At 58.2% G+C, this 26,203-nt stretch carries 27 protein-coding genes and 1 other annotated feature; of the genes, 20 read left to right on the top strand and 7 right to left on the bottom strand.

Annotated features, from left to right (window positions below; translation table 11 throughout):
- Positions 1 to 83: 83 nt before the first annotated feature.
- From ACJ8HN_RS07160 to ghoS, 5 genes are all read right to left on the bottom strand, one after another.
- Positions 84 to 938 (bottom strand): metal ABC transporter permease, encoded by an 855-nt coding sequence (locus tag ACJ8HN_RS07160; protein WP_048321510.1) that lies wholly within the window; start codon positions 936 to 938, stop codon positions 84 to 86.
- Positions 938 to 1,798, bottom strand: a complete 861-nt coding sequence (gene yfeC, locus ACJ8HN_RS07155; protein ID WP_033638311.1) for an iron/manganese ABC transporter permease subunit YfeC — start codon at positions 1,796 to 1,798, stop codon at positions 938 to 940. Before yfeC ends, ACJ8HN_RS07160 begins: the two co-directional genes overlap by 1 nt.
- Positions 1,798 to 2,688, bottom strand: a complete 891-nt coding sequence (locus ACJ8HN_RS07150; RefSeq protein WP_033638312.1) for a manganese/iron ABC transporter ATP-binding protein — start codon at positions 2,686 to 2,688, stop codon at positions 1,798 to 1,800. Before ACJ8HN_RS07150 ends, yfeC begins: the two co-directional genes overlap by 1 nt.
- The gene (locus tag ACJ8HN_RS07145; protein WP_033638313.1) at positions 2,685 to 3,629 is read right to left on the bottom strand and encodes a metal ABC transporter substrate-binding protein; all 945 of its coding nucleotides are present in this window, start codon (positions 3,627 to 3,629) and stop codon (positions 2,685 to 2,687) included. Before ACJ8HN_RS07145 ends, ACJ8HN_RS07150 begins: the two co-directional genes overlap by 4 nt.
- A 131-nt stretch (positions 3,630 to 3,760) precedes the next feature.
- Positions 3,761 to 4,060 carry a type V toxin-antitoxin system endoribonuclease antitoxin GhoS gene (gene ghoS, locus ACJ8HN_RS07140; RefSeq protein ID WP_033638315.1) on the bottom strand — a complete coding sequence of 100 codons (300 nt, stop codon included), beginning with the start codon at positions 4,058 to 4,060 and terminating at the stop codon, positions 3,761 to 3,763.
- A gap of 109 nt (positions 4,061 to 4,169) precedes the next feature.
- Between ghoS and ACJ8HN_RS07135 the strand changes: the two genes are divergently transcribed.
- The 6 genes from ACJ8HN_RS07135 to ACJ8HN_RS07110 all read left to right on the top strand — a co-directional run bounded on the left by ACJ8HN_RS07135 (position 4,170) and on the right by ACJ8HN_RS07110 (position 11,827).
- Positions 4,170 to 4,835 carry a transglycosylase SLT domain-containing protein gene (locus tag ACJ8HN_RS07135; RefSeq protein ID WP_004931439.1) on the top strand — a complete coding sequence of 222 codons (666 nt, stop codon included), beginning with the start codon at positions 4,170 to 4,172 and terminating at the stop codon, positions 4,833 to 4,835.
- 307 nt (positions 4,836 to 5,142) lie between these two features.
- Entirely contained in the window at positions 5,143 to 5,868 is a 726-nt protein-coding gene (locus ACJ8HN_RS07130; RefSeq protein WP_033638317.1) for a gluconate 2-dehydrogenase subunit 3 family protein, read from the top strand.
- A 2-nt stretch (positions 5,869 to 5,870) separates the two neighbouring features.
- On the top strand, positions 5,871 to 7,652 hold the full coding sequence (locus ACJ8HN_RS07125; RefSeq protein ID WP_004931432.1) for a GMC family oxidoreductase: 1,782 nt from the start codon (positions 5,871 to 5,873) through the stop codon (positions 7,650 to 7,652).
- 12 nt (positions 7,653 to 7,664) lie between these two features.
- Positions 7,665 to 9,002 carry a c-type cytochrome gene (locus ACJ8HN_RS07120; RefSeq protein WP_033638319.1) on the top strand — a complete coding sequence of 446 codons (1,338 nt, stop codon included), beginning with the start codon at positions 7,665 to 7,667 and terminating at the stop codon, positions 9,000 to 9,002.
- A 257-nt stretch (positions 9,003 to 9,259) separates the two neighbouring features.
- Positions 9,260 to 10,543: a serine/threonine protein kinase gene (locus ACJ8HN_RS07115; RefSeq protein WP_033638320.1), complete on the top strand. Its 1,284-nt coding sequence runs from the start codon at positions 9,260 to 9,262 to the stop codon at positions 10,541 to 10,543.
- A 150-nt stretch (positions 10,544 to 10,693) separates the two neighbouring features.
- On the top strand, positions 10,694 to 11,827 hold the full coding sequence (locus ACJ8HN_RS07110) for an ABC transporter substrate-binding protein (RefSeq protein ID WP_047567837.1): 1,134 nt from the start codon (positions 10,694 to 10,696) through the stop codon (positions 11,825 to 11,827).
- A gap of 36 nt (positions 11,828 to 11,863) precedes the next feature.
- On the opposite strand, the gene ACJ8HN_RS07105 is transcribed toward ACJ8HN_RS07110, so the two are convergent.
- Complete coding sequence (locus tag ACJ8HN_RS07105) at positions 11,864 to 12,553, bottom strand: MarC family NAAT transporter (RefSeq protein WP_033653915.1); 690 nt, start codon at positions 12,551 to 12,553, stop codon at positions 11,864 to 11,866.
- A gap of 384 nt (positions 12,554 to 12,937) precedes the next feature.
- Here ACJ8HN_RS07105 and ACJ8HN_RS07100 point away from each other — a divergent pair, with 384 nt between their 5' ends.
- From ACJ8HN_RS07100 to ihfA, 10 genes are all read left to right on the top strand, one after another.
- Entirely contained in the window at positions 12,938 to 13,987 is a 1,050-nt protein-coding gene (locus ACJ8HN_RS07100; protein WP_039566428.1) for a hypothetical protein, read from the top strand.
- Positions 13,988 to 14,226: 239 nt separating this feature from the next.
- On the top strand, positions 14,227 to 14,850 hold the full coding sequence (locus ACJ8HN_RS07095) for a hypothetical protein (RefSeq protein WP_033653917.1): 624 nt from the start codon (positions 14,227 to 14,229) through the stop codon (positions 14,848 to 14,850).
- A 215-nt stretch (positions 14,851 to 15,065) separates the two neighbouring features.
- The gene (thrS, locus tag ACJ8HN_RS07090) at positions 15,066 to 16,994 is read left to right on the top strand and encodes a threonine--tRNA ligase (protein WP_025159696.1); all 1,929 of its coding nucleotides are present in this window, start codon (positions 15,066 to 15,068) and stop codon (positions 16,992 to 16,994) included.
- A gap of 3 nt (positions 16,995 to 16,997) precedes the next feature.
- Positions 16,998 to 17,549 (top strand): translation initiation factor IF-3, encoded by a 552-nt coding sequence (gene infC / locus ACJ8HN_RS07085; protein WP_048233542.1) that lies wholly within the window; start codon positions 16,998 to 17,000, stop codon positions 17,547 to 17,549.
- A 98-nt stretch (positions 17,550 to 17,647) separates the two neighbouring features.
- Positions 17,648 to 17,845, top strand: a complete 198-nt coding sequence (rpmI, locus tag ACJ8HN_RS07080; RefSeq protein ID WP_004931418.1) for a 50S ribosomal protein L35 — start codon at positions 17,648 to 17,650, stop codon at positions 17,843 to 17,845.
- Between the two features lie 43 nt (positions 17,846 to 17,888).
- Positions 17,889 to 18,245 carry a 50S ribosomal protein L20 gene (rplT, locus tag ACJ8HN_RS07075; RefSeq protein ID WP_004931417.1) on the top strand — a complete coding sequence of 119 codons (357 nt, stop codon included), beginning with the start codon at positions 17,889 to 17,891 and terminating at the stop codon, positions 18,243 to 18,245.
- Between the two features lie 113 nt (positions 18,246 to 18,358).
- Positions 18,359 to 18,481: a sequence feature (Phe leader region), on the top strand.
- Complete coding sequence (pheM, locus tag ACJ8HN_RS07070; RefSeq protein WP_121626058.1) at positions 18,363 to 18,407, top strand: pheST operon leader peptide PheM; 45 nt, start codon at positions 18,363 to 18,365, stop codon at positions 18,405 to 18,407. Its footprint overlaps the feature before it by 45 nt.
- A 172-nt stretch (positions 18,482 to 18,653) precedes the next feature.
- A complete protein-coding gene (gene pheS / locus ACJ8HN_RS07065; protein WP_442523211.1) occupies positions 18,654 to 19,637 on the top strand; it encodes a phenylalanine--tRNA ligase subunit alpha in 984 nt (327 codons plus the stop codon).
- Positions 19,638 to 19,651: 14 nt separating this feature from the next.
- The gene (gene pheT / locus ACJ8HN_RS07060; RefSeq protein ID WP_442523210.1) at positions 19,652 to 22,039 is read left to right on the top strand and encodes a phenylalanine--tRNA ligase subunit beta; all 2,388 of its coding nucleotides are present in this window, start codon (positions 19,652 to 19,654) and stop codon (positions 22,037 to 22,039) included.
- 4 nt (positions 22,040 to 22,043) lie between these two features.
- A complete protein-coding gene (gene ihfA / locus ACJ8HN_RS07055; protein ID WP_004931414.1) occupies positions 22,044 to 22,340 on the top strand; it encodes an integration host factor subunit alpha in 297 nt (98 codons plus the stop codon).
- Between the two features lie 185 nt (positions 22,341 to 22,525).
- Here ihfA and ACJ8HN_RS07050 read toward each other — a convergent pair whose 3' ends face one another.
- Positions 22,526 to 22,657, bottom strand: a complete 132-nt coding sequence (locus ACJ8HN_RS07050) for a hypothetical protein (protein ID WP_033653919.1) — start codon at positions 22,655 to 22,657, stop codon at positions 22,526 to 22,528.
- 232 nt (positions 22,658 to 22,889) lie between these two features.
- Here ACJ8HN_RS07050 and ACJ8HN_RS07045 point away from each other — a divergent pair, with 232 nt between their 5' ends.
- From ACJ8HN_RS07045 to btuD, 4 genes are all read left to right on the top strand, one after another.
- Positions 22,890 to 23,306, top strand: a complete 417-nt coding sequence (locus tag ACJ8HN_RS07045; RefSeq protein ID WP_103798607.1) for a DUF2502 domain-containing protein — start codon at positions 22,890 to 22,892, stop codon at positions 23,304 to 23,306.
- 178 nt (positions 23,307 to 23,484) lie between these two features.
- Positions 23,485 to 24,492, top strand: a complete 1,008-nt coding sequence (gene btuC, locus ACJ8HN_RS07040) for a vitamin B12 ABC transporter permease BtuC (protein ID WP_033638330.1) — start codon at positions 23,485 to 23,487, stop codon at positions 24,490 to 24,492.
- A 45-nt stretch (positions 24,493 to 24,537) separates the two neighbouring features.
- Positions 24,538 to 25,089 (top strand): glutathione peroxidase, encoded by a 552-nt coding sequence (locus ACJ8HN_RS07035; RefSeq protein WP_033638331.1) that lies wholly within the window; start codon positions 24,538 to 24,540, stop codon positions 25,087 to 25,089.
- 5 nt (positions 25,090 to 25,094) lie between these two features.
- Entirely contained in the window at positions 25,095 to 25,850 is a 756-nt protein-coding gene (gene btuD / locus ACJ8HN_RS07030; RefSeq protein WP_047567824.1) for a vitamin B12 ABC transporter ATP-binding protein BtuD, read from the top strand.
- The last annotated feature ends 353 nt before the right edge of the window (positions 25,851 to 26,203 follow it).

The raw sequence follows: 26,203 nt of genomic DNA, 5'->3' as shown, positions 1-26,203 counted from the left end.
ACCGGTTGCAACTTGATGACAACAACGCAATGGGCGGGGGCAGGCGATGCGGCGAGCAGAGGGCATCGCCGCATCGGAGGGAATTAACCGCCGGTGAGGGCGTTTTGGTTACGCTGTAACGGACGCAGCTTGCTGTACAACAAGGCGATAACGAACAGCACGGCCTGTACGATGACGATGCATGGCCCGGTGGCGCCGTCGATGTGGAAGCTGATCAGGGTGCCAAGCACGCAGGAGAACACCGACACCACCGTCGCCACCACCAGCATGCGTTCGAAGCGGCGGCACAGCATAAAGGCGATGATGCCCGGGGCGATCAGCATGGCGATCACCAGGATCACCCCCACGGCCTGCAGCGAGGCGACGATGGTCATTGCCAGCAGGCACAGCAGCCCGTAGTGCAGCAGCTTGACCGGCAGGCCAATCACCCGCGCATGATGCGGATCGAAGCAGTACAGCATGAAGTCTTTGCGCTTGAGCAGCACCACCGCCAGAGTGATGCCGGCGATGAGCAGTGTTTGCTTCAGCTCGCCGTCGGTAATGCCCAGCATGTTGCCGAACAAAATGTGGCTCAGGTGCTGGTCGGTATCGATGCGCGAGAACAGCACCAGGCCGAAGGCGAACATGCCGGAGAAGACGATGCCCATCACCGTGTCTTCTTTCACCCGGCTGTTCTCTTTCAGGTAACCGGTGGCTACCGCACAGAAGATGCCGGAAAGGAAGGCGCCGATCGCCAGCGGAATGCCGACCACGAACGCCACCACGATGCCGGGCAGCACCGCGTGCGAGATGGCGTCGCCCATCAGCGACCAGCCTTTGAGCACCAGATAACAGGAGAGCACGGCGCACACTACGCCGGTGACGATGGCGGCGATGATCGCCCGCTGCATGAACGGGTAGGCGAAGGGTTCGCTGAGCAGTTGATACAGGGTGTCCATCAGCGGCCTCCGGTTTGCGAATGCGCCACGCGGCGCCGGGACGCCAGCAGGCCGTGTTTCGGCGCGAAGAAGAACGCCGCCAGGAACACCAGCGTTTGCAGGGTGACGATCACCCCCCCGGTGGCGCCGTCGAGGAAGAAGCTCAGGTAGGCGCCGATGCCGCTGGTCAATGCGCCGATGATGATGGCGATGATCACCAGCCGGCTGAAGCGATCGGTCAACAGATAGGCGGTAGCGCCCGGCGTGATCACCATGGCGATCACCAAAATGGCGCCGACGGTTTGCAGCGCGGCGACGGTACAGGCGCTGAGCAGGGTGAAGAACAGGATCTTCAGCCGCAGCGGCGACAGGCCGATCGACACCGCGTGGCTTTCGTCGAAGAACACCGCCAGCAGGTCTTTCCACACCAGGCACAGGATCAGCAGCGAAACGCCGATGATGATTTCCACCTGCAGCACGTCTTCGTCGGCGATGCCGAGGATGTTGCCGAAGATGATCGACTGCACGTTGACCGAGGTGGGGTTGAGCGACACGATCAGCAGGCCGACGGCGAAGAAGGTGGAGAAGATAAAGCCGATGATGGCGTCTTCGCGCAGCCGGGTGATGTGGCGCACCAGCGTCATCGCCAGCGCCGCCAGCATGCCGGTAAAGAAGGCGCCGGCGGCGTAGGGCAGGCCGAGGGCGTAGGCGCCGGCCACGCCGGGCACCACCGAGTGCGACAGCGCATCGCCCATCAGCGACCACCCTTTCAACATCAGGTAGGCGGAGAGGAACGCGCAGGCGGCGCCGACGATGGCGCTGACCCAGATGGCCTTCACCATGTAGTTGTAACTGAAAGGTTGCAGCAGAAGGTCCAGCATCAGGATTGTTTCTCCCTAGCCTGGCTGTTGGCCGGCGGATCGCTCTTGGTGTGGCCGTAGAACACCGCCGGGCGCTCATCGTCGGTCAATACCGTAACGGTGCGCGGATCGTTGTCGTCGTGCAGATCCGGGCCGGAGAGGTTGATATGGCGCAGCACGCCGCCGAACGCCTGCTCCAGATTGCTCTGGGTGAAGGTGGTTTCGGTCGGGCCGGCGGCCAGCACCGTGCGGTTGATGAGGATCACCCGATCGCAAAACTCCGGCACGCTGCCGAGGTTGTGGGTGGAGACCAGGATCAGGTGCCCCTCGTCGCGCAATGCGCGCAGCAGATCGATAATGGCATTCTCGGTTTTCACATCCACGCCGGTGAACGGTTCATCCAGCAGCAGCACGGTGCCCTGTTGCGCCAGCGCGCGCGCCAGAAACACGCGCTTCTTCTGGCCGCCCGACAGCTCGCCGATCTGCCGGCCGCGCAGCTCGCTCAGGCCGACGCGCTCCAGCGCCTTGTCGACCCGCAGCCGATCCTCGCGCGACGGAATGCGCAGGAAGTTCATCTTGCCGTAGCGGCCCATCATCACCACGTCTTCCACCAGCACCGGGAAATTCCAGTCGACGTCTTCGGTCTGCGGCACGTAGGCGATCAGATTCTTTTTCAGCGCCTCCGCCACCGGTTTGTCGCTCAGCGACACCCGGCCGGCGGTGGGCCTGACCAGGCCCATGATGCTTTTGAACAACGTCGACTTGCCGCTGCCGTTGACGCCGACCAGCGCGCAGATCGAACCGCCGCTCAGGGTAAAGCTGGCGTTGTGAATGGCGGTGTGTCCGTTGTTGTAGGTCACTGTGACGTCGTCCACGTTCAACTCAGGGCGGACAAACGGTTCATGGGTCATTGATCGAATCCTTTGGCGATGGTTTGCACGGTGGTGTTAAGCAGGTCGATGTAGGTCGGCACCGGACCGTCGCGGGTGGACAGCGAGTCTACGTACAGCACGCCGCCGTATTTGGCGCCGGTTTCTTTCGCCACCTGTTTGGCCGGTTTGTCGGAAATGGTGCTCTCGCTGAACACTACCGGAATATGGTGGGCGCGCACTGCGTCGATCACCCGGCGCACCTGCTGCGGCGAGCCTTGCTCATCGGCGTTGATCGGCCACAGATAGACTTCTTTCAGCTGATAGTCCTGCGCCAGGTAGCTGAAGGCGCCTTCGCTGGTCACCAGCCAGCGCTGTGCGGCCGGAATGCGCGCCAGGCGTTCGCGCAGCGGGGCGTCCAGCGCGCCGATTTTCTCTGCGTAGGCCTTGGCATTGCGGTTATAGGTTGCCGCGTTGGCCGGATCGTGCTCCACCAGCGCTTTGCGGATGTTCTCGATGTACACCAGCGCGTTGCTCGGCGACATCCAGGCGTGCGGATTAGGGTTGCCGTTATACGGCCCTTCGCGGATCGGCAGTGGGGTAATGCCTTCGGTGACTACCGCCGCCGGCACCTGCTTGATGTTTTCGAAGAAACGCTGGAACCAGCGTTCCAGGTTCATGCCGTTCCACAGGATCAGGTCGGCGTGCTGCGCTTTGACGATATCGCGCGGGGTCGGTTGATAGTCGTGGATCTCGGCGCCCGGCTTGGTGATGGATTCTACCACGGCGGCATCACCCGCCACGTTCTGGGCGATGTCCTGAATGATGGTAAAGGTCGTCACCACGCGCAGCTTTTTTTCCGCCAGCGCGTTTTGGCTGACCAAGGCGGCGCCGAGCAGCAGGCAGGCGAGCGTGAAAGGGCGTAACAGTGTGGCAGCGCGGAAAGGGCGACTGCGACGAAAAGCGCAACTTATCAATGGCATGATGACGTCTCCTGGTTCAAATGAAAATGATTATCAATATCAATTGAAGCGAAGTCAAGCGTCACTTGCCCACCGCCGGCGGGGTACATCTCCAACTGAAAAAATAATACCCTCCGGGAAGTTATAGCATTTTATGTATCAGTATGTAACCGCTGAAGGTAGTCCTTACAGGCGCATATCGCCACCTCCGGCTGTTTTCCCAATGCCAACTGCCCGAACCCCTGCGCCAGGCGCTGTACATCCTCTTGATCCAGCGCGGTTATGAACGCAAAACTGTTGCTGCCGAGCTCATGGTGCACGCCATTTTCGTCTGTCACCGACGTGACAAAACCTTCGCGCGTCAATTGCCCGGTCAGCTTCGCCAGGTCGGTTAATCCCTCTTCCTGATAGCGAAAAGTCACCACAAAGCAGTTTGTTGCAGATTGACTCATAAATCACCTCTTGGTATATGGATAGCTTGAGATTAGCCCAAAAAATTACTGCAGGTGTCCTTACAAGTTGTATATGCTACGCAACTCATTGAAAGGAGTGAGGGATTCTGTGAAAACAAAAATAGGTTGCCTTACGGCAATTTTGCTTTTGTCGGGGTGCGCCAAAGATCCGCAAACGGCAAGCAATATTTCAGGCAGTGGCACAACGCGCGGCGGTTGGTTAAAACCCCCTCCGCAGGCACCGGTAAACCGCACAGGCACGCCGGTTGCCTATAACGATTACATTCGTCAGGCCGCCAGCAACTACGGCGTTGACGAAACGCTGATTAAAGCGATTATTCAGGTGGAGTCCGGGTTTAACCCGAACGTGGTCAGCACCTCGAACGCAGTGGGATTGATGCAGCTTAAGGCTTCTACCGCCGGCCGCGACGCCTATCGCATGAAAGGACGAAGCGGGCAACCCAGCTCGCGTGAGCTGAAGGATCCGGCGGTCAATATTGATCTGGGAACGGCCTATATCAATATTCTTCAAAGCCAGCAGCTAGCCGGGATCAACAACCCACAGACTTTGCGTTATGCCACCATCGTTTCGTACGTGAATGGGGCGGGCGCCATGTTGCGCACCTTCTCATCGGACAAGCGTGTGGCGGTCAATCGCATCAATCAGATGAGCCCGGATGAGTTTTATCAGCACATCCAGAAAAAGCATCCGGCGCCACAGGCACCGCGCTATTTGTGGAAGGTGACCACCGCCTATCAGGCGATGTCGCAGTAACCCTCTCTCTTGTCGAATCGGCCGCTGAATGCGGCCGATTTTGTTTCCGGCACCGTTCCAGCGCGCGAGCTGCTTCTCATTTTTCGTTATTTCCTCACCGCTTATCGGAAAAACCGCACGAAAAGTTAAATTTACGTTAGCAGATAAATCTTTACGTTCATTCAATAAGTTACCGGTAACATTTTTGCGCTTGGATGTATTCTGACCTTCAATAAATATACAAATAAGTAACAAATTATTTTAAAAACCCGTATCGATCGCAAGGTTGCGGTTAAATAGTTGTGACTATCTTTGGATGGAATGTGACATGTCGAATCATAAAACCAACAATTCGCGGCGCGATTTCTTGTTGAAATCGATGACCTTAATTCCTGCGGCGGTAATTGGTGGCAGCGGCGTTGGCGCGCTGACGGCACCGACACCGGCGGTCGCGGCCTCGAACACCTCAACGCAGAACGATTACCAACCGACCTTTTTCACCCCGGAAGAGTGGGCCTTCATCAAGGCCGCCGTGGCGCGCCTGATCCCGGCCGACGAGCGCGGCCCCGGCGCACTGGAAGCCGGCGTGCCGGAGTTTATCGATCGCCAGATGAATACCCCGTACGCCACCGGCGCCATCTGGTACATGCAGGGGCCGTTCAACCCCGATGTGCCGAAGGAGATGGGCTATCAGCTGCCGCTGGTGCCCAAGCAAATCTACAACCTCGGCATCAGTGACGCCGACGCCTACAGCAAGAAAACCGCCGGCAAGCCCTTCGCCGAACTGGATGGCGCGCAGCAAGACGCCATGCTGCAAAAGTTCGAGTCCGGCGAGGCGGAGTTCCCGCAGCTGCCGTCGAAACTGTTCTTCTCCTATCTGCTGCAAAACACCCGCGAAGGTTTCTTCAGCGATCCCATCCATGGCGGCAACAAAGACATGGTGGGCTGGAAGCTGATTAATTTTCCGGGCGCGCGCGCCGATTTTATGGACTGGGTTGAGCGAGGGGAGCGTTATCCCTTCCCGCCGGTCTCGATTCGTGGGGAGAGGGGCTAAGCATGGCAACGGTAATGAAAAAAGTAGACGCGGTGATCGTCGGCTTCGGCTGGGTGGGCGCGATCATGGCCAAAGAGCTGACCGAGGCCGGCCTCAACGTGGTGGCGCTGGAGCGCGGCCCGATGCGCGATACCTATCCGGACGGGTCTTATCCGCAGGTGATCGACGAGCTGACCTATAACATCCGCCGCAAACTGTTCCAGGATCTGTCGAAAAGCACCGTCACCATTCGCCATAACAGCAGCCAGACCGCGGTGCCTTACCGCCAGCTGGCGGCGTTCCTGCCGGGCACCGGCGTCGGCGGCGCTGGTTTGCACTGGTCGGGCGTGCATTTCCGCGTCGATCCGATCGAACTGCGCATGCGCAGCCACTATGAAGAGCGCTACGGCAAAAACTTCATTCCGAAGGACATGACCATCCAGGACTTCGGCGTGACCTACGACGAGCTGGAACCGTTCTTCGACAAGGCGGAGAAAGTGTTCGGCACCTCCGGCACCGCCTGGACCATCAAAGGGCAGAAAGTGGCGCAGAAGGGCGGCAACCGCTTTGCGCCGGATCGCTCCGACGATTTCCCGCTGCCGGCGCAGAAAAATACCTACTCCGCCCAACTGTTCGAGAAGGCGGCGCTGGAGGTGGGTTACCACCCTTACAACCTGCCGTCCGCCAACACCTCGGACTCTTACACCAACCCGTACGGCGCGCAGATGGGCCCGTGCAACTTCTGCGGTTTCTGCAGCGGCTACGCCTGCTACATGTATTCCAAGGCCTCGCCGAACGTCAACATCTTGCCGGCGCTGCGCATGGAGAAACGCTTCGAGCTGCGCACCAACGCCAACGTGCTGAAGGTCAACCTGACCGACGACAAGTCCCGCGCCACCGGCGTGAACTACGTCGATGCGCAGGGGCGCGAGATTGAACAGCCGGCCGATCTGGTGATCCTGGGCGCGTTCCAGTTCCACAACGTGCACCTGATGCTGCTGTCCGGCATCGGCAAGCCTTACGATCCGGTGACCGGCGAGGGTGTGGTCGGGCGTAACTTCGCCTACCAGAACATGACCACCATCAAGGCGTTCTTCGATAAAGACGTGTTCACCAACCCGTTTATCGGCGCTGGCGGCAACGGCGTGGGCGTGGACGACTTCAACGCCGACAACTTCGACCACGCCAAAGAAGGCTTCGTCGGCGGTTCGCCGTTCTGGGTCAACCAGGCGGGCACCAAGCCGATCTCCGGTCTGCCGACGCCTCCGGGCACCCCGGCCTGGGGCAGCAAATGGAAAGCGGCGGTGGCGGATGCTTACACTCACCACGTTTCGATGGACGCCCACGGCGCGCACCAGTCGTACCGCAACAACTATCTGGATCTCGATCCCAACTACAAGAACGTCTTTGGCCAGCCGCTGCTGCGCATGACGTTCGACTGGCAGGAGAACGACATCAAGATGGCGCAGTTCATGTACGACAAGATGGCGCCGATCGCCAAGGCGATGAACCCGAAACTGATTGCCGGCAGCCCGAAAAACGCCAACAGCCACTTCGACACCACCAGCTACCAGACTACCCACATGAACGGCGGCGCGGTGATGGGGGAAGATCCGAAGACCAGCGCGGTCAACCGCTATCTGCAGAGCTGGGACGTGCACAACGTGTTCTCGATCGGCGCATCGGCCTTCCCGCAGGGGCTGGGCTACAACCCGACCGGCACCGTGGCGGCGCTGGCTTACTGGTCTGCCCGCGCCATTCGCGAGCAGTATCTGAAAAACCCAGGCCCATTGGTGCAGGCATAAGGACGGCGAACGATGAAAGCATTTGTACCGGCACTGGTTCTCAGTGCAGTGAGTTTTTCCGTTTGGGCGCAGGACGCCACCGTCAGCAGCGAGCTGATCAAGCGCGGTGAATACCTGGCGCGCGCCGGCGACTGCGTGGCCTGCCACACCGACGGCAAGAGCGGCAAAACCTTCGCCGGCGGCCTGGCGATGGAGACGCCGATTGGCACCATCTACTCCACCAACATCACGCCGGACAAAAAAACCGGCATCGGCGATTACAGCTTCGAGGATTTCGACAACGCGGTGCGTAAGGGCGTAGCCAAAAACGGCAGCACCCTGTATCCGGCGATGCCGTACCCGTCGTTCGCGCTGGTGAAAGAAGACGACATGCGCGCCATGTATGCCTATTTCATGCACGGCGTGCAGCCGGTGGAGCAGGCCAACAAGGATTCCGACATCCCGTGGCCGCTGTCGATGCGCTGGCCGCTGAGCATCTGGCGCGGCATGTTCGCGCCGTCGCCGGCGGACTTCGTCGCCGACGCCAAGGCCGATCCGATCATCGAGCGCGGCCGCTACCTGGTGGAAGGTCTGGGCCACTGCGGCGCCTGCCATACCCCGCGCAGCATCACCATGCAGGAAAAAGCGCTGAGCAACAGCGAAAGCGACGATTACCTGTCCGGCAGCAACGCGCCGATCGACGGCTGGGTGGCTTCCAGCCTGCGCGGTGATAACAAGGACGGCCTGGGCAGTTGGAGCGAAGCCGAGCTGACCGAGTTCCTGAAAACCGGCCGTAACGACAAGGCGATCGTATTCGGCGGCATGAGCGACGTGGTGGAGCACAGCCTGCAATATCTGAGCGATGACGATCTGACCGCTATCGCACGCTACCTGAAATCGCTGCCGCCGAAAGACGGCAAGCAGCAGGCGGCGCCGGTCGAAGACAGCGTGGCCAAGGATCTGTGGCGCGGCGACGACAGCAAGCCCGGCGCGGCGCTGTATGTCGATAACTGCGCGGCCTGCCACCGCACCGACGGGGTGGGCTACAAGCGCGCCTTCCCATCGCTGAAGGGCAATCCGGTGGTGCAGACCGAGGACGCGACCTCGCTGATCCACATCGTGCTGACCGGCAACACCACGCCGGCGGTGCAGGGGGCGGTGTCCAACATCACCATGCCGCCGTTCGGCTGGCGCCTGAACGATCAGCAGGTGGCGGACGTGGTGAACTTCATCCGCACCAGCTGGGGCAACAGCGCCAAACCGGTGAGCGCCTCCGACGTGGCCGACGTGCGTAAAGACCGCTCGATGATCCGCGACGAGAAGGAGATGGGCAGCGCCGAGGTGCCGGACCATCCGGACGCGAAGAAGTAAACCGTTTAAGGGCTCCGCAAGGGGCCCTTAGTTTTTACTGGGTGCGCCGGTTTTTTCAGCATTTCCTGTTCGTAAATCGTTCGTTCGGCCGATAAAACATAGACCCGCAACGGATTTTTCATTATCCTTTGCCGTCCTTTCATCAGGCGCAAGTATGAAATATCGCTTTAATTCACTGATTATTATTAAAAAATTCGCGGAGAAGGATATCCCGTTAGGCGCAATCGTTGGCGCCGCAGATTAAGGTAGACTGTCTCATGAGTACGATTTCTCCCGATTCAGGCACGCTGACGGCCGCTCAGCCCGCCAAATGGAACAAAACCGACACCGTCTGGATGTTCGGTCTCTATGCCACCGCGGTGGGCGCCGGCACGCTGTTCTTGCCGATCAACGCCGGCCTGAACGGCCCGCTGGTGCTGCTGTTGATGGCGCTGTTCGCTTTCCCGCTGACCTATTTGCCGCACCGCGCGCTCAGCCGCTTCGTGCTTTCCGGCTCCAGCCGCGACGGCAATATTCACGATGTGGTGGTCGAACACTTCGGCGTACTGGCCGGCAAAATCATCATGATGCTGTATCTGATGGCGTTTTTCCCGATCGTGCTGGTGTACAGCATTTCGATCACCAATGCGCTGGACAGCTTCCTGATCCACCAGTTCCACGTGGCGCCGCTGCCGCGCATCTGGCTGAGCCTGGCGGTGGTGGTGGTGCTCAATCTGGTGCTGCTGCGCGGCAAAGACAGCATCGTGGCGGCGATGGGCATGCTGGTGTTCCCACTGTTGGTGTTCCTGATGGGCATTTCGCTGTACCTGATGCCGAGCTGGAATACCGCCAATTTCGTTCACGGCCTGGCCGCCACCCGCTTCGACACGCCGGGGCTGTGGCATTCGCTGTGGTTGGCGGTGCCGGTGATGGTGTTTTCCTTCAGCCATGCGCCGATCATCTCTTCCTTCGCCTCGACCCAGAAGAGCCTGTATGGCGATAAGGCGGAACGCCGCTGCGCGCGCATCATGCGCTACAGCTATGTGCTGATCTGCGTCACCGTGCTGTTCTTCGTGTTCAGCTGCGTGCTGAGTTTGTCCCATGAAGACATGCAGCAGGCGAAAGATCAGAACATCACGGTGCTGACCACCCTGGCCAACAAGTTTTCCAACCCGCTGATCGCCTATCTCGGCCCGGTGATGGCGATGCTGGCAATGGCGAAATCCTATCTCGGCACCTCGCTGGGGGTCACGGAGGGGGCGACCAGCCTGATCGACGGCGTCACGCGCGCGGTCGGCAAACCGCTCAGCTCGCGCATGACGCACCGCATCTCGGCGGTTTCGCTGTTCCTGCTCACCTGGGCGGCGACGGTGTGGAACCCCAGCGCGCTGCACATCATCGAAACCATCAGCGGCCCGCTGATTGCGGCTATCCTGTTTATCCTGCCGATGTACGCGGTGCGCGCGGTGCCGGCGATGCGCAAATACCGCGCGGCGAGCAACGTCTTCGTGCTGGTGATGGGCCTGATCGCGCTGTCGGCGCTGATTTACGGCCTGGTGTGATCCCCTGGGCGCGCCGCCTTCGGCGCGCCTCTCAATCCTGCGTTACACATCCCTTTGCAATTAATCGTCGGGTTGCCGGGCGTTATCTTTGATAATGCAAGCCATTCTCATTAGTATTTCCTGATTGCGTTCATGACTAAGGAGTCTTTCGTGCACCGTCGAATCACTTTGCCGGCGCTGATTTGCGCCGCCTTACTCGCCTCTCCGGCGATGGCCACCACCTATCCGCTGACCCTGACCGACACCTCCGGCCAGACGCTCACCCTCCAGCAAGAACCGAAACGTATCGTGGTGCAGGACGGGCGCGACATTCTCACGCTGGCGCTGCTCGATCGCGCCAACCCGTTCGGCCGGCTGGTGGCCTGGAATAACCTGCTGAAGAAAAGCGACGCGGCGACCTGGGATATCTTGCAGAGCAAATGGCCGGCGGCGAAAAACATCATCGATATGGGATTCAGCGACAAAGGTGAAGTGAATCTGGAGAGCGTGATCGCCAAGCGGCCCGATCTGATGATCGCCCAGCTGCGTTCCAAACCTTCGCTGAGCCAAACCGGCGTGCTGGATAAGCTTAAGGCGCTGAATGTGCCGGTGCTGTTTATCGACACCATGCTCAAGCCGGTGGAAAACACGCCGAAAAGCGTGACGCTGCTGGGGGAAACCCTCAACCGGGAAAGTGAAGCCAAGCAATATACCGATTATTATCAGCAGCATTATCAGGCCATTCTGGCCAAGACGCAGGCGGTGGAACCCAAGCCGCTGGTGTTCTTTGAAGCCAAGGCCGGCCTGAATGGGCTGGAGTCCTGCTGCTTCACCCATGCGCACGTCGGCTGGGGCGCGTTGGTGGAAGCGGTCGGCGCGCGCAACATCGGCTCTGCGCTGTTGCCGGGCGCGACCGGCGACGTGGCGCTGGAAAAGGTGATCGCCATGAAACCGGATGCCTACATCGTTTCCGGCTCGCAGTGGGCCAGCAAGACCAACGCCGCGGTGCCGTTCGGCTATGGCGTCACGCAACAGCAGGTGGATGAGGCTTTCAATCGCATGAAACAGCGCCCGGGCTTCGCGCAGGTGTCGGCGGTGAAAGAAGGGCGGTTCTACGGCATCTACCATAACTTCTACAACCATCCGTACAACATTGTCGGGCTGGAGTATCTGGCGAAGTTTATCTATCCGGCGCAGTTCCCGGATCTGGATCCGGCCAAGACCTACAGTGAGATCCTCAGCCGCTTTACCGAAGTGCCGGAAGGCAAGGGCATTTTGGGCGCGCAGGCGCCGGCGGGGAAATAACGGCAACGGGCGCGATGACGCGCCCGTTTTTGATCTTTAAGCGGCGGCCGGCGTATAGGTGGAGATGATCTCCAGCACGCCGTTGATGATGAACTGCACGCCCATGCACACCAGCAGGAAGCCCATCAGGCGCGAGATCGCCTCGATGCCGCTTTTCCCCACCAAGCGCATGATGGCGCCGGAACTGAGCAGGCAGCCCCACAGGATCACCGCGACCGTCAGGAAGATGGCGACCGGCGCCACCGCCAGCACCCAGGGTTCAAAACCCAGCGTGTTATCTTTGACGCTCGACGCTGAGCTGATGATCATCGCGATGGTGCCCGGCCCGGCGGTGCTCGGCATGGCGAGCGGCACGAAGGCGATGTTGGCCGAGGTCTTATGGCGCAGCTCGTGCGACTTGCTCTCCACCTCCGGCGCCTCATCGGCGCTTTGTTGCGGGAACAACATGCGGAAACCGATGAAGGCGACGATCAGGCCGCCGGCGATGCGCAGGCCGGGGATCGAAATGCCGAAGGTGTTCATCACCACCTGGCCGGCGTAAAACGCCACCGTCATGATGCAGAACACATAAACCGAGGCCATCAGCGACTGCTGATTACGCTCTTCGCGCGTCATATTGCCGGACAACCCGAGCAGCAACGCCACCGTGGTCAGCGGGTTGGCCAGCGGCAACAGCAGCACCAAACCCAGTCCGATGGCCTGGAATAACTGCAAAATACCCGTCATAAAAGAGACTCCCTGTGCAACGTTCAAGCCGCCACGCGGCGGCCCATGAGCTGAACAGCCTAGCCTGCCGTGCGCCTGGCGGCAATGGGGATAGCTCGTAACGTTAATTAACCGTCGGCCGGCGTTTCATCACTGCCGTTGCACTCGCCGACGAGCTCCGGTTCATCCTCACACCCCAGCGGCGCTTTGTTGCCCGCAATCGCCCGCGGCGCTGAACGCGAGCCAAAATGCACCCGCCCATACAGCGTCGCTAATACTGGGCACATATTATTAATTATTTTTAACTGTTTTTACCGTTTAACCGCTTAAGAGATTAAACACTTCTATACTGGTAAGGCTTTGTGGCATTTCTTCATAATCGAAAAGCTTAAAAGGAGTTTTACTATGGAAGTGGCAAAAGAATGGGTAGCGGCGAAAAAAATCTCCTGGGGCAGCGTCATCGGTGGTGTGATCACCGTATTGGCTGTTTCACTGTTGCTGTCGACGTTGGGCACCAGTTTGGGATTTTCCATCGTGGATCCGACATCAGACGATCCGATCAACGGAGCCGGCACCACCGTAGTGATTTGGTCCGCTGTTTCAATCATCATTAGCTTGGCTGCCGGCGCTTTTATTGCCGGACGTTTGGCTGCTAATGACGGCCTTATTCATGGCTTCCTGGTATGGGCTACGTCACTGATTGTGGCGGCGGTGTTGGGTGGAATGCTGGTCGGGTCTGCAGTGAAGGCCACCGGTAATGCGCTGGGTGCTATCGCTTCGACCTCTGGCAGTTTGCTTTCCGGCGCCGGTTCCGCGATTGGCAAAGGGGCAACCGGGTTGGCAGACGTGGGCGGTAAGGTGTTTGACAAGTTGGGTATCGACACCACGTTGGAACCTGAACAGCTGCATGGTGATGTGGTTACGGCGCTCAAAAAAAGTGGTATTCCGTCATTGCAGCCTGAATTCATGCAGCAACAGTTGAATGCGGCCAAGACTGATTTGGCAGACGCAGTAAAAGCCCTGGCACTTCAGCCTGACAATAGCGATGCGATTATTAAGCAACTGGTCGACAAGCTTAAAAAACATGGTGAGGCCATCTCGCAAGATGTGGATCAAGACACACTGAAAAAAGCTCTGGTTGAAAATACCAATATGACGCCGCAGGAAGTGGACCAGACGGTGAAGAATTTGGTCGACGCCAAAAATAAAACTGCGCAGCTGGTTAATCAGCGCTTGGATGAAGCCGAAGCAAAAATCAATCAGGCAAAACAGGAGTATGCTGAGCTGAAACAGAAGGCGCGCGAACAGGCTGCCGCGGCTGCGGACGAATTGTCTCGGGCTGCCCTGTGGTCATTCTTTGCGTTGTTGATTGGCGCAGTGGTCAGTGCATTGGCAGGCTTGTGGGGCGTTAACACCAATGCCCGACGTGTAACCGTATCATCTCCGCAGGCGTAATCTCCAGGCTCGTTTGCGCGTCTCGATGATATAGGGATGAGAGCCTGAAATACCGACGACGATGAAATGACAGCCAGGAAAGACTGGCGCCTACCCCGGCCATGTGCCGGGGTTTTTATTGTTTGCGGCGTGATTAATGACCACCTTAATCGCTGTGTAGGGTATTAGGCATCAATTGCCACGATCCCTGGGGACAGGTGGATAACATAGATGCGCTGTAAATAATAATGAGTGTGATTATGAAACAAGAACTGCATATTTTGCTGGGGAAAGCCGTTACCTTTCTGCTCTACTGCGCTTTTTTGGCGGCCTTGGTCGGCCTGGTATTTATCGACGTACACTGGCTGCATAATTTCGTGCATGAAACCTCGCTGACCGAAGCGGCGCAGGAGCTGTTGCTGCTCGCCATCTCCGGCGGTTTCTTCGCCGCGGCTCGGCGGCAGTCTGAACGCCGCTCCGCCTGGATGCTGGTCGGCGGTTTCTTTCTCTGCATGCTGATCCGCGAGATGGATTTCGCCTTCGATGCGCTGTGGCACGGCGCCTGGGTGTGGTTCGCGCTGGCGGTAGCCTTGGCCTGCCTGGTGCATGCAGCGCGGCACATCGCGGCGGCGGTGCGCGGCCTGGCCTATTTCGTGACGCATCCCGCCTACGGCATGATGTGCGCCGGCCTGCTGTGCATTCTGGTGTTTTCACGCCTGTTCGGCATGAGCGCGCTGTGGCAAACGCTGATGCTGGACGGCTACAACCGGGTGGTGAAAAACATGGTGGAAGAGGGTTGCGAACTGCTGGGCTACGGCCTGTGCCTGCTGGCCACCCTCAGCTACATGAAAACCGTTTTTGCGCCGGCTGACGCGAAAGCGTGAGGGCGGCGCTTTATTTATCCGGAACAATTTTAGTGATACTATTCGCTTAGCCGAATGTGGCTGAGAAGGTATGCGTTCCATTCTGTATACCCAGTGAGGTTTCAATCTGGCAATTGTGGGCGAGATCTGAAACCTGGCTGACCAAACCCAAAATCCAATTTTCGTACTGCATGTGATCTGTCGTGTGGGTCACCACTGTAGATAAGGAATTATTAATGCCTGTTATTACCCTTCCTGACGGTAGTCAGCGTCATTTCGATCACCCCGTTTCCCCGATGGATGTCGCGCGCGATATCGGCCCTGGCCTGGCGAAAGCCTGTATCGCCGGCCGCGTCAACGGCGAGCTGGTCGACGCCGGCGATCTGATCGAATCGGATGCGCAGCTGGCCATCATCACCATCAAAGATGAGGACGGCCTGGAAATCATGCGCCACTCCTGTGCTCACCTGCTGGGTCATGCGATCAAGCAGCTGTGGCCGGATACCAAAATGGCGATCGGTCCGGTGATCGACAACGGTTTCTATTATGACGTGGATATCGACCGCACCCTGACGCAGGAAGACCTGGATCTGCTGGAAAAGCGGATGCACGAGTTGGCCGATAAGGATTACGACGTCATCAAGAAGAAGGTCAGCTGGCAAGAAGCCCGCGACACCTTCGCTGAGCGCGGCGAAATCTACAAAGTGGCGATCCTGGATGAGAACATCAGCCATGACGATCGTCCTGGCCTGTACCACCACGAAGAATACGTCGACATGTGCCGCGGCCCGCACGTGCCGAACATGCGTTTCTGCCACCATTTCAAGCTGCAGAAAACCTCCGGCGCTTACTGGCGCGGCGACAGCAAAAACAAAATGCTGCAGCGTATCTACGGCACCGCCTGGGCAGACAAGAAGCAGTTGAACGCCTACCTGCAACGCCTGGAAGAAGCGGCCAAGCGCGATCACCGCAAGATCGGCAAACAGCTCGACCTGTATCATATGCAGGAAGAAGCGCCGGGCATGGTGTTCTGGCACAACGACGGTTGGACCATCTTCCGCGAGCTGGAAGCCTTCGTGCGCATGAAGCTCAAAGAGTACCAGTACCAGGAAGTGAAAGGTCCGTTCATGATGGACCGCGTGCTGTGGGAAAAAACCGGCCACTGGGAAAACTACAAAGACGCCATGTTCACCACCGCGTCGGAAAACCGCGAATACTGCATCAAGCCGATGAACTGCCCGGGCCACGTACAGATCTTCAACCAGGGCCTGAAGTCGTACCGCGATTTGCCGCTGCGCATGGGCGAGTTCGGCAGCTGCCACCGCAACGAGCCATCGGGTTCCCTGCACGGCCTGATGCGCGTGCGCGGATTCACGCAGGATGACGCCCACATCTTCTGTACCGAAGAGCAGGTGCGCGCCGAAGTGAACGAATGCATCCGCATGGTGTATGACGTGTACGGCACTTTCGGCTTCGACAAGATCGCTGTCAAGCTGTCCACTCGCCCGGAAAAACGCATCGGCACCGACGACATGTGGACCCGTGCGGAAGAAGACCTGGCCGCCGCGCTGACCGAGAACGGCATTCCGTTTGAATATCAGCCGGGTGAGGGCGCCTTCTACGGACCGAAAATTGAATTTACCCTGCATGATTGTTTGGATCGCGCATGGCAATGTGGTACCGTGCAGCTCGATTTCTTCTTGCCGGGCCGTTTGGGCGCTTCGTATGTTGGCGAAAACAACGATCGCGTCGTGCCGGTAATGATTCACCGTGCCATTTTGGGCTCCATGGAACGTTTCATCGGTATCCTGACCGAAGAATACGCCGGGTTCTACCCGACCTGGATCGCTCCGGTGCAGGTGGTGGTGATGAATATCACCGACAGCCAGTCTGATTACGTCCAGCAATTGACCAAAAAACTGCAGGATGCAGGCATTCGCGTGAAAGCGGACTTGAGAAATGAGAAGATTGGCTTTAAAATTCGCGAACATACTTTACGTCGAGTCCCTTACATGTTGGTGTGCGGCGACAAAGAGGTCGAAGCAGGCAAAGTTGCCGTTCGTACCCGCCGTGGCAAAGACCTGGGAAGCCTGGACGTAAACGAAGTCGTAGACAAGCTGCTGAAAGAGATTCGCAGCCGTAGTCTTCATCAACTGGAGGAATAAAGTATTAAAGGCGGAAAACGAGTTCAACCGGCGCGTCCTAATCGCATTAACAGAGAAATTCGCGCGCAAGAAGTTCGCCTAACCGGCGTCGATGGCGAGCAGATTGGTATTGTCAGTCTGAATGAAGCTCTTGAAAAAGCTGAGGAAGCGGGCGTTGATTTAGTAGAAATCAGCCCAAATGCCGAACCGCCAGTTTGCCGAATCATGGATTACGGCAAATTCCTCTACGAGAAGAGCAAGTCGACGAAAGAACAGAAGAAGAAGCAAAAAGTTATTCAGGTCAAGGAAATCAAATTCCGTCCTGGCACCGATGATGGCGACTATCAGGTCAAACTACGCAACCTGATTCGCTTTCTGGAAGATGGCGATAAAGCCAAAATCACCCTGCGTTTCCGCGGGCGTGAGATGGCGCACCAGCAGATCGGTATGGAAGTGCTTAACCGCGTCCGTAAAGACCTGTGTGAAGATATGGATCTGGCAGTGGTCGAATCCTTCCCTACGAAGATCGAAGGCCGCCAGATGATTATGGTGCTCGCTCCTAAGAAGAAACAGTAAGGCTTACAAGTAATGGAACCCGCGCGGCGCTTGCGCTGTGTGGGTTTTATTCGCCCAACTGATTCGTTGTTTAACAATGCGAAGTGGATTTAATTAAAATGCCAAAGATTAAAACTGTACGTGGTGCAGCCAAGCGCTTCAAAAAAACCGGCAGCGGTGGTTTTAAGCGTAAACATGCCAACCTGCGTCATATTCTGACCAAAAAAGCAACCAAGCGTAAACGTCACCTGCGTCCGAAAGGCATGGTGTCTAAAAACGATCTGGTCCTGGTTACCGCGTGCCTGCCGTACGCATAAGCCATTTTTTTTGAATTTAGAATAAGACTTTAGGAGAGAGCATATGGCTCGCGTAAAACGTGGTGTAATTGCACGCGCACGTCACAAGAAAATTATGAAGCAGGCGAAAGGCTACTACGGTGCCCGTTCGCGCGTATATCGTGTTGCCTTCCAGGCAGTAATCAAAGCAGGCCAGTATGCTTACCGTGACCGTCGTCAACGTAAGCGTCAGTTCCGTCAGCTGTGGATTGCACGTATCAACGCAGCTGCTCGTCAGAACGGTCTGTCTTACAGCAAGTTCATCAACGGCTTGAAAAAAGCGTCGATCGAAATTGACCGTAAGATCCTGGCTGACATCGCAGTCTTCGACAAAGTGGCCTTCGGCGCACTGGTTGAGAAAGCGAAAGCAGCTCTGGCGTAAGTCAGTAGAAGAGGGAGCTTGCTCCCTCTTTTAATCTTTGTTTTCAGCGACAAATATTGACTTTCATTGTCCGCAGCTATATCACTGGTGGGCAATCATCGACAAGGTACCGCAATCATGCACGCAGCTATTTTTCGTTTCTTTTTTTACTTTAGCGCCTGATTTCAGGAGGCTTTGCGCGTAAGAAAAGAAACGAAAAGTAGCGCCTAAGCCTCCCTCGTGGAGGCTTTTTTGTTTTTGGCCATCGTCCCGCCTTGCAACGCGTTGCGGTGAGTACGGCTGGCGTTCAGCTCAGGTGAGCCGCCCGGCCGGCAACGCATTGAAAAGTCTTTGAAGATTGCTCAAAGGCGTGTTCGAATATAGATAACAATTACTTAGGGCCATCCCGGCCAGAGGAAGAGGAAAGCAATGCCACATCTCGCAGAGCTGGTTGCCAATGCCAAGGCAGCCGTAGAAGATGCCCAGGATGTTGCCGCGTTAGATTTGGTGCGCGTCGAATATTTTGGCAAGAAAGGTCATTTCACCTTGCAGATGCAGTCTCTGCGCGACGTCCCGGCGGAAGATCGTCCGGTGGCCGGCGCGGTGATCAACCAGGCCAAGCAGGAGGTGCAAGACGCCCTGAACGCGCGTAAGAACGCGCTGGAAAGCGCTGCGCTGAACGCGCGCCTGGCGGCTGAAACCATCGACGTCTCCCTGCCGGGCCGTCGCATGGAAAACGGCGGTCTGCATCCGGTAACCCGCACCATCGACCGTATCGAAACCTTTTTCGGCGAGCTGGGCTTCTCCGTTGCCACCGGCCCAGAGATTGAAGACGATTACCACAACTTCGACGCGCTGAACATTCCAGGGCATCACCCGGCGCGCGCCGACCACGATACTTTCTGGTTCGACGCCACGCGCCTGCTGCGCACCCAGACTTCCGGCGTGCAGATCCGCACCATGAAGAACCAGCAGCCGCCGATCCGCATCATTGCGCCGGGCCGCGTTTATCGTAACGACTACGATCAGACGCACACCCCGATGTTCCATCAGATGGAAGGGCTGATCGTCGATAAAGACATCAGTTTCACCAATCTGAAGGGCACGCTGCACGATTTCCTGAACAACTTCTTTGAAGAAGACCTGCAGGTTCGTTTCCGTCCGTCCTACTTCCCATTCACCGAGCCGTCCGCTGAAGTGGACGTGATGGGCAAGAACGGCAAATGGCTGGAAGTGCTGGGCTGCGGCATGGTGCATCCGAACGTGCTGCGCAACGTGGGCATCGATCCGGAAGTTTACTCCGGCTTCGCCTTCGGTATGGGCATGGAGCGCCTGACAATGCTGCGTTACGGCGTCACCGATCTGCGCGCATTCTTCGAAAACGATCTGCGTTTCCTCAAACAGTTTAAGTAAGGCGGGAATATCACATGAAATTCAGTGAACTCTGGTTGCGCGAGTGGGTAAACCCGGCCATCAGCAGCGAAGCATTATCCGATCAAATCACCATGGCCGGCCTGGAAGTGGACGGCGTGGATCCGGTTGCCGGCGCGTTTAACGGCGTCGTCGTGGGCGAGGTGGTCGAGTGCGGTCAGCATCCGAACGCCGACAAACTGCGCGTCACCAAGGTTAACGTAGGCGGCGATCGCCTGCTTGACATCGTCTGCGGCGCGCCGAACTGCCGTACCGGCCTGAAAGTGGCGGTCGCCACCGTGGGCGCGGTGCTGCCGGGCGACTTCAAAATCAAGGCCGCCAAGCTGCGCGGCGAACCTTCGGAAGGTATGCTGTGCTCGTTCTCCGAGCTGGGCATTTCCGACGATCATGACGGCATCATCGAGCTGCCGCTGGATGCGCCGATCGGCACCGACATCCGCGACTATCTGAAACTGAACGACAACACCATCGAGATCAGCGTCACGCCAAACCGCGCCGACTGCCTGGGCATCATCGGCGTCGCGCGCGACGTGGGCGTACTGAACCAGGTTGCGCTGACCGAGCCGGACATGAGCCCGGTGGCCGCCACCATCGACGCCACGCTGCCGATCCGCGTTGACGCGCCGCAGGCGTGCCCACGCTATCTGGGGCGCGTGGTGAAAGGTATCGACGTCAAGGCGCCAAGCCCGCTGTGGATGCGTGAAAAACTGCGTCGTTGCGGCATCCGTTCTATCGATGCCGTGGTAGACGTCACCAACTATGTGCTGCTGGAGCTTGGCCAGCCGATGCACGCTTTCGATCTGCGCCGCATCGACGGCGGCATCGTGGTGCGCATGGCGGAAGAAGGGGAAACCCTGACGCTGCTGGACGGCAACGAAGCCAAACTGAGCGCCGACACCTTAGTGATCGCCGATCATCAAAAAGCGTTGGCGATGGGCGGCATCTTCGGCGGCGAGCATTCCGGCGTCAACGGGGAAACTCAGGACGTGCTGCTGGAATGCGCCTTCTTCAGCCCGCTGTCGATCACCGGCCGTGCACGCCGTCACGGCCTGCACACCGATGCGTCTCACCGCTATGAGCGCGGCGTCGATCCGGCGCTGCAGTACAAAGCGATGGAGCGCGCCACGCGCCTGCTGCTCGACATCTGCGGCGGACAGGCCGGCCCGGTTATCGACGTGACCCACGAAAACGAACTGCCGAAGCGCGCTACCATCACGCTGCGCCGCGAGAAGCTGGATCGTCTGATCGGCCACGTGGTGCCGAGCGAGCAGGTCAGCGACATTCTGCGCCGCCTGGGCTGCCAGGTGACCGAGCAGGGCGACAGCTGGCAAGCGGTCGCGCCGAGCTGGCGTTTCGATATGGAAATCGAAGAGGATCTGGTGGAAGAAGTGGCGCGCGTTTACGGCTACGACAACATCCCGGATGTGCCGGTGCGCGCCGATCTGGTGATGACCCAGCATCGCGAAGCCGATCTGACGCTCAAGCGCGTGAAGACCATGCTGGTCGATCACGGCTACCAGGAAGCGATCACCTACAGCTTCGTCGATCCGAAAGTGCAGGCGCTGCTGCACCCGAATGAAGAAGCGCTGATCCTGCCGAGCCCGATTTCGGTCGAAATGTCGGCGATGCGCCTGTCGCTGTGGACCGGTTTGCTGTCTGCGGTGGTGTATAACCAGAACCGTCAGCAGACGCGTCTGCGCCTGTTCGAAAGCGGCCTGCGCTTTGTGCCTGATAGTGCGGCAGATCTGGGTATTCGTCAGGACGTCATGCTGGCAGGCGTGATCGCCGGCCATACGCACGATGAGCATTGGGATCTGGCGCGCAAGCCCGTCGACTTCTATGATTTAAAAGGGGATCTGGAGTCTGTCCTCGAACTGACCGGTAAATTATCCGAAATTCAGTTCCGGGCGGAAGCCAATCCGGCCCTGCATCCAGGGCAGAGTGCGGCGATTTATTTGCACGGCGAACGCGTAGGTTTCATCGGTGTGATTCACCCGGAACTTGAACGTAAACTGGATCTTAACGGCCGCACCGTGGTGTTTGAACTGGAGTGGAACAAGCTTGCGAGCCGCGCCGTGCCTCAGGCGCGGGAGATTTCGCGCTTCCCGGCAAACCGCCGTGATATCGCCGTTGTGGTGGCTGAAAACGTCCCCGCAGAAGATATTTTGGCCGAGTGTAAGAAAGTTGGCGCAAATCAGGTAGTTGGCGTAAACTTGTTTGACGTGTACCGTGGCAAGGGCGTGGCAGAAGGTGACAAGAGCCTGGCTATCAGTCTGGTATTGCAGGATACCGCTCGTACACTGGAAGAAGAGGAGATAGCCGCTACCGTTGCAAAATGCGTAGAGGCTCTAAAACAGCGATTCCAAGCATCCTTGAGGGATTGAACCTATGGCGCTTACTAAAGCTGAAATGTCAGAACACCTGTTTGAGAAGCTTGGGCTTAGCAAACGGGACGCCAAAGACCTGGTGGAACTGTTCTTTGAAGAGGTCCGTCGGGCCCTTGAGAATGGCGAACAGGTAAAACTGTCGGGTTTTGGCAACTTTGATCTGCGTGACAAGAACCAACGTCCGGGGCGTAACCCGAAGACCGGCGAAGACATTCCGATTACGGCGCGCCGCGTGGTGACCTTCCGTCCGGGGCAGAAGCTGAAAAGCCGGGTAGAAAACGCCAGCCCGAAAGGGTGAGTGACGTGTGATATCAAAAAAGGCCGCTTGCGCGGCCTTTTTCTTTTTTGGGATAAAATTCAGTTTATTCCTAATGGGCAATGTAAGAATTAAAATCCTGCGTTCAAACGCTACGGCGAAAGTTTATTTAAGCTCGATTTCGGAATATTCTTAACTCTTATTTGGTGAGTGGCATTGTTTTCGCTTCAATAACGGCCGTGATAATGGCCAGGGCCATCGCCACGGTGGCCGCCGCCCCAGTGCGGGCCCCAGCAGCAGGCGCTGAGGCTTGCTGTCAGGGCCACAACGGCCAGCAGGCTGCCTATACGTTTAATCATCTTATTCTCCTCCGATGGAAATTCGCTTAATTATAATTGCCACGCCGCTTGAGAGCCGTCAGTTATTCGTTAAGCCTTATCAGCGGTTATGATAATTAAAGGCGAGGGCAAACAGTGTAGGGATTGTGTAAGGCCGTCGAAAACAATCTGAAAATAGGCATCGGTGAGATAGTGGTTAAATAAACGCGCTGATATAACCACTGCAGCAAGAAAAATAGAGTGAGAAGGTAAAATGAAAAAGATCCTGTTGCTGATGTGTTTCCCGCTGTTGCTGCCGCTGGCGGCGCAGGCCGATGTCTCTGTCGATATCAATGTGCCGGGCGTTTCTCTGCATCTGGGGGATCAGGACCGTCGCGGCTACTACTGGGATGGTTACGACTGGCGTCCACCGCAGTGGTGGCATGCGCATCAGGGCCGCGGTCTGGGTGAGCGCAATGCGCGCGGCATGTACTGGGACGGCGGCCGCTGGCAGCCATCGCCGCCGCGTGGCAATGATCACCGTGAGCCGGCACGCAGCGGTAATCCGTTCCGCGGCGATCGCGATAATCGCGACCACGAGCGCAATCATGACGATCGCGGTGCCTCCGACCGCCGCGATGACGGCCGCGGCCAGCCTTATCCACCGGGCAACGCCGGCCCGCATCGTTAACCCTGAGTTTATCGGCGGCTGGTTTTGCCATCATCGTTGCGATGACGGGCAAGGCCAGCCGCTGCTTTCCTGCGCCATCATCCACGCAAGGCTTCCCCTTGCGGCGTTAACCCCCTAATATTCGACTCAAACGTCAATTATCCGGCCACGACAGCGGCCGGCAGGGAACCGCCGCGCCATGCCAACCAGTCGTACCTTCACCTTATTGTTGCAACATCAACGCTACCGCGATAAACGCCAGATCGGTCTGTTGGCGCTGGGCGTGGCGGTGGCGTTGCTGTTCAGCCTTTGCGCCGGCGACCAATGGATATGGCCGTCAGAGTGGTTCAGCGATCGGGCGCAACTGTTCGTCTGGCAACTGCGTTTGCCGCGCGCGCTGGCGGTGATGCTGGTCGGTGCCGCCCTGGCGGTGGCGGGCGCGGTAATGCAGGCGCTGTTTGAAAACCCGCTGGCGGAGCCTGGTCTGCTGGGCGTCGCTAACGGCGCCGGCGTAGCGCTGGTGCTGACGGTGTTGTTGGGGCAGGGGTTGTTGCCGGTGGCGCTGATGAGCGCCGCCGCGATAGCCGGTGCGCTGGCGATGACCTTCCTGTTGCTGGGCTTCGCTCGCCGCCGACGTCTGACCAATGCGCGGCTGTTGCTGGTCGGCGTAGCGCTGGGCATCGTGTGCAGCGCGCTGATGACCTGGGCGGTCTATTTCAGCACCAGCCTCGATCTGCGGCAGCTGATGTACTGGATGATGGGCGGTTTCGGCGGGGTCGACTGGCGCCAAAAGTGGCTGGTGCTGGCGCTGCTGCCGGTGCTGCTGTGGTTGTGTGGCCAGGGCAAAGCGCTCAACCTGATGGCGCTGGGCGAGGTACAGGCGCGGCAACTAGGGCTGTCGCTGCATCTGTGGCGTAACCTGCTGGTGCTGGCGATCGGCTGGCTGGTCGGCGTCAGCGTGGCGCTCGCCGGGGTGATTGGCTTCGTTGGGCTGGTGATCCCGCATATCTTGCGGCTTATCGGCCTGACCGACCAACGCTATCTGTTGCCGGCCTGCGCGCTGGCCGGGGCCGGGGTGTTGCTGGTGGCCGATGTGGTTGCCCGCATTGCGCTGCTGGCGGCCGAGCTGCCGATCGGCGTGGTGACCGCCACGCTGGGGGCGCCGCTATTTATCTGGTTACTGACCCGGGCAAAAGGCGTAAGGTAGTTCTCTTCATTCACCTGCCATTAAAAAACCAAAGGATGACAACCGATGAGCAAGCCAATCGACAACCTGCCGTTACAAACCATTGAAAATCAGCCGACCACGCTGGGCGCCTACCGGGGTAAGGTGTTGCTGGTGGTCAACGTGGCCTCGGAGTGCGGCCTGACCAAACAGTACGAAGGGCTGGAAGCGCTGTACGAAGCCTATCGCGATCAAGGGCTGGAAGTCCTCGGGTTCCCGTCCAATGAATTCCTGGGCCAGGAGCCGGGCAGCAACGAAGAGATCCTGGCGTTTTGCCGTGGCACCTTCGGCGTGCAATTCCCGATGTTCGCCAAGATTGAGGTGAACGGCGAACGCCGTCATCCGCTGTACCAGGCGCTGATTGCCGCACAGCCGGAGGCTGTCGCACCGCAGGGCAGCGAGTTTCTGGCGCGGATGACCAGCAAAGGGCGTGCGCCGAAGCACCCCGGCGATATTCTGTGGAACTTCGAGAAATTCCTGATCGCGCGCGACGGCACGGTGATCCAGCGCTTCTCGCCTGACACTACGCCGGAAGATCCGGCGCTGGTGGCGGCGGTGAAACAAGCGCTGGCAGGATAAGACAGATGCTGCAACTCGTTGAGGTTGGGGTGGCGGGGCGCCTGGCGCCTTTTTCGGCACAGATTGACGGCGGGTTGCAGGTTCACCTGATCGGCCCCAATGGCGCAGGGAAGAGCACCCTGTTGGCGCGGGTGGCGGGCATGCTGCCGGGGCTGGGCGAAGTCTGCCTGGACGGACGCGCGTTGGCCGATTATCCGGGGCACGCGCTGGCATGCCGGCGCGGCTATCTCAGCCAGCAACAGCCGCCGGTGTCGCTGATGCCGGTGTTTCAGTATTTGGCGTTGCACCGGCCTGCCGGCGCGGCGCAAACCGAGGTGGAGCACGCCATTCTCTATCTATGCCAGCGGTTGAAGCTGGTGGATAAGCTGTCACGCACGTTGACGCAGCTTTCCGGTGGCGAATGGCAGCGGGTGCGGCTGGCGGCGGTGTTGCTGCAGGTGTGGCCCAGCGTCAATCCGCACAGCCGATTGTTGTTGCTGGATGAACCGACCAATAGCCTGGATGTGGCGCAAAAGGTCGCGCTGGATCGCCTGCTGCGCGAATTCTGTCAAAGTGGGCGCAGCGCGCTGGTGTGCGCGCACGATCTGAATCATACCCTGCAGCAGGCCGATCGGGTTTGGTTGCTGCACGCTGGGCAGCTGGTGGCGCAGGGCATCACCCGTGAGGTGATGGCGCCCGACCTGTTGTCGCAGATCTATGAAGTGGATTTTCACCTGCAATGGGTGGGGAACCAGCGTTGGATCATGACGCGCACGGCTTAATTCGTCCCGGTAGCATAAATGTAAACGAAAACTAAACGTAGTGAATATAAATAGCCGGGTAATCATCGGCTATTATTGTTCCACCGCTCATTTTATCGTGGGTTTTATTGAAAAACGTCAATGACGTGCTAGGCTTGATTCGGCAAAAATAAAATAAGTAAATAATTATTAATATATATAATAAATTGATTTTCATAGTGAATTTAAATTAATGATGACGGCACCTATCCATCAGTTCTCCCACTGATGACACGTCTCGTCTTAAGGTTTAGTTAAGCTTGCGGCCTTACATTGTCAGTTAATCCACGGAAACGATTCTTCTCTGGCGTTTAATATTCGTTAAACGAAAGGGA

Source organism: Serratia sp. CY29653 (genome assembly GCF_052169255.1).
Taxonomy (GTDB): Bacteria; Pseudomonadota; Gammaproteobacteria; order Enterobacterales; family Enterobacteriaceae; genus Serratia; species Serratia sarumanii.
Note: the sequence above shows the minus strand (reverse complement) of the source record. Positions and strands in the feature narration are given on the sequence as shown.

Bases quoted from the DNA above. Each gene is read 5' to 3' on its own strand.
- ACJ8HN_RS07160 (WP_048321510.1), bottom strand. From the start codon at position 938: ATGGACACCCTGTATCAACTGCTCAGCGAACCCTTCGCCTACCCGTTC.
- yfeC (WP_033638311.1), bottom strand. From the start codon at position 1,798: ATGCTGGACCTTCTGCTGCAACCTTTCAGTTACAACTACATGGTGAAG.
- ACJ8HN_RS07150 (WP_033638312.1), bottom strand. From the start codon at position 2,688: ATGACCCATGAACCGTTTGTCCGCCCTGAGTTGAACGTGGACGACGTC.
- ACJ8HN_RS07145 (WP_033638313.1), bottom strand. From the start codon at position 3,629: ATGCCATTGATAAGTTGCGCTTTTCGTCGCAGTCGCCCTTTCCGCGCT.
- ghoS (WP_033638315.1), bottom strand. From the start codon at position 4,060: ATGAGTCAATCTGCAACAAACTGCTTTGTGGTGACTTTTCGCTATCAG.
- ACJ8HN_RS07130 (WP_033638317.1), top strand. From the start codon at position 5,143: ATGTCGAATCATAAAACCAACAATTCGCGGCGCGATTTCTTGTTGAAA.
- ACJ8HN_RS07125 (WP_004931432.1), top strand. From the start codon at position 5,871: ATGGCAACGGTAATGAAAAAAGTAGACGCGGTGATCGTCGGCTTCGGC.
- ACJ8HN_RS07120 (WP_033638319.1), top strand. From the start codon at position 7,665: ATGAAAGCATTTGTACCGGCACTGGTTCTCAGTGCAGTGAGTTTTTCC.
- ACJ8HN_RS07115 (WP_033638320.1), top strand. From the start codon at position 9,260: ATGAGTACGATTTCTCCCGATTCAGGCACGCTGACGGCCGCTCAGCCC.
- ACJ8HN_RS07105 (WP_033653915.1), bottom strand. From the start codon at position 12,553: ATGACGGGTATTTTGCAGTTATTCCAGGCCATCGGACTGGGTTTGGTG.
- ACJ8HN_RS07100 (WP_039566428.1), top strand. From the start codon at position 12,938: ATGGAAGTGGCAAAAGAATGGGTAGCGGCGAAAAAAATCTCCTGGGGC.
- ACJ8HN_RS07095 (WP_033653917.1), top strand. From the start codon at position 14,227: ATGAAACAAGAACTGCATATTTTGCTGGGGAAAGCCGTTACCTTTCTG.
- thrS (WP_025159696.1), top strand. From the start codon at position 15,066: ATGCCTGTTATTACCCTTCCTGACGGTAGTCAGCGTCATTTCGATCAC.
- rpmI (WP_004931418.1), top strand. From the start codon at position 17,648: ATGCCAAAGATTAAAACTGTACGTGGTGCAGCCAAGCGCTTCAAAAAA.
- rplT (WP_004931417.1), top strand. From the start codon at position 17,889: ATGGCTCGCGTAAAACGTGGTGTAATTGCACGCGCACGTCACAAGAAA.
- pheS (WP_442523211.1), top strand. From the start codon at position 18,654: ATGCCACATCTCGCAGAGCTGGTTGCCAATGCCAAGGCAGCCGTAGAA.
- pheT (WP_442523210.1), top strand. From the start codon at position 19,652: ATGAAATTCAGTGAACTCTGGTTGCGCGAGTGGGTAAACCCGGCCATC.
- ihfA (WP_004931414.1), top strand. From the start codon at position 22,044: ATGGCGCTTACTAAAGCTGAAATGTCAGAACACCTGTTTGAGAAGCTT.
- ACJ8HN_RS07050 (WP_033653919.1), bottom strand. From the start codon at position 22,657: ATGATTAAACGTATAGGCAGCCTGCTGGCCGTTGTGGCCCTGACAGCA.
- ACJ8HN_RS07045 (WP_103798607.1), top strand. From the start codon at position 22,890: ATGAAAAAGATCCTGTTGCTGATGTGTTTCCCGCTGTTGCTGCCGCTG.
- btuC (WP_033638330.1), top strand. From the start codon at position 23,485: ATGCCAACCAGTCGTACCTTCACCTTATTGTTGCAACATCAACGCTAC.
- ACJ8HN_RS07035 (WP_033638331.1), top strand. From the start codon at position 24,538: ATGAGCAAGCCAATCGACAACCTGCCGTTACAAACCATTGAAAATCAG.
- btuD (WP_047567824.1), top strand. From the start codon at position 25,095: ATGCTGCAACTCGTTGAGGTTGGGGTGGCGGGGCGCCTGGCGCCTTTT.